This window comes from Hyphomicrobium sp., assembly GCF_036833075.1.
Lineage (GTDB): Bacteria > Pseudomonadota > Alphaproteobacteria > Rhizobiales > Hyphomicrobiaceae > Hyphomicrobium_C.
Genome location: NZ_DAITQL010000040.1, coordinates 1 through 1,652, shown reverse-complemented (window position 1 = coordinate 1,652; position 1,652 = coordinate 1). Strand labels below are relative to the sequence as shown.

The 1,652-nt window shown below is 63.0% G+C and carries 2 protein-coding genes; one reads left to right on the top strand and one right to left on the bottom strand.

The features are described 5' to 3' along the window. Positions 1-248: hypothetical protein (locus tag V7082_RS12665; protein ID WP_334149057.1), on the bottom strand; the 248-nt coding region annotated here is incomplete at its 3' end. A 357-nt stretch (positions 249-605) separates the two neighbouring features. On the opposite strand from V7082_RS12665, the gene V7082_RS12660 reads away from it, so the two are divergent. Beyond that, positions 606-1,652: hypothetical protein (locus tag V7082_RS12660; RefSeq protein ID WP_334149055.1), on the top strand; the 1,047-nt coding region annotated here is incomplete at its 3' end.

The following is a 1,652-nucleotide window of genomic DNA, read 5'->3' as shown; positions in this document are numbered from 1 at the left end:
TGGAGATAGTCCGTGAGCCGGCCCAGCTTTTCGACATCGATGGGCAGCTTGCCCGTCTTCATGTTCGTCCATTGCGACGGAGAGGCGAAAATGGCCGCCGCAATCCTCTTGGAAAGCAGCTCGCCCTTCGCGAACTTGTAGGCCGTGAGCCCGATCACGTGGTCGACCATCGCGCCGAGATTCGTCAGCTGCCAGTCGCTTGTCTTCCGAGTTTGCGTCACGAGCGGACCTGTCTTCGTGTTGAGCATTTGGACTGCGGCCCAATCTAATCGCAGTCCGATGGACGTTGTCATTTTCACAAGTTGACAAATGTTGCCGGCTTCCGGTGCCGGCCCTGCCGTAACAGGCACGGAGCAGCGGATCCCGCGTGATCGTCCGCTGGCGCCGGCAAGCGATGGCAACATCCTTGCGCTCGTCCGAACGGCGCTGGCATGGAGCGTTCGCAGCCGAGCCTCGTCGGGCATCGCGAAGGTGGCCCGGCATTCCGAAACAAATGTCAACGAACGTCAACGGACACTCTCGCGAGAGTGCTGTAGGGCTCGTGTCAGGGGCGGTTTTTCGTGTCGCGTGCGCCGACAGACAGGATCTTTGAACGGGGGGAACGCATGCGTTTCAAGGGACATTCGGGCTATGTCGTATCTCGCATCGCCATTCTCGCAGCGGCCTTCGCGCAAGCCGGGTGCTCCGGCGGCAAGGATTTGATCAACGCGCTGAAGGACGAGGTGCCGCCTGCCAATAACGGGGCGCAGGCCGGAAACACCACCGGAACCGGCGGAGCCAATACAGGCGACACGGGCACCCCCGTCGGAACCGGCAACACAGGGACGGTTAGCACCGGCGGCATCACGCCGGCGAAGGTCGCCATCGGTGCGGGCGGGACCAAGACGGCCGCGTCGGTCGACGGCGGCGGGCTCTTCGTGCGTATCCCGGATTTGAGCAAGCTCACGGTTGCGGATCGCTCGCCGCAAGGCGGCAATGGCGTGACGTGGACTCCGAATGCCGACGGTTCCAAGATCACCATTGCCGCCCAGGGAGCGCTCGCCGGCGGCACGGCGGTTCCGGGCGCGCTGACGATCGACAAGGATCCGGACTTCGATGGGCCCGCGCGGCGTGCCTATGAGACGCATACGCCAGGACTCGGCGGCGACGGTTTCGATATCGATTACAGCAAGACCTACAGCGTGAACGGCGCAACGCTCTATTCCGCGTATGCCGATGGCGCGGGCGAACCTATCTTCCTTCAGTATGCGACGTACGGAGGCTACGTTCAGGACACCGATGTGCGGTACGCGGAAGTCGAGGTCGAAGGGCAAGGGACGTGGCTCAACAAGACGGTTGGCGGAAGCAGCCTTCTGGCCGCGATCTTCGGCGGCACCCCGACCGCCAAGACGGATATGCCGACAGGCGTGACCGCAAGTTATGACGGGACGTTCGTGGGTCTCGGGCTTCAGACGTCGGGCAAGAGCGGCATCGACGATACGAATAGCTCCGAGCTGATCGGCAATGTCGCCCTCAAGGCCAACTTCGGCTCGGGTGCGATCACAGGCAACGTCTACAATATGATGGGCGAGCGCGCGGATTGCCTCGGATCTTGCGCCGAGGCTCTTCCTCTCGGTCTCAAGCTGACAGGCCAGATCGATCCTGCGGCCGGC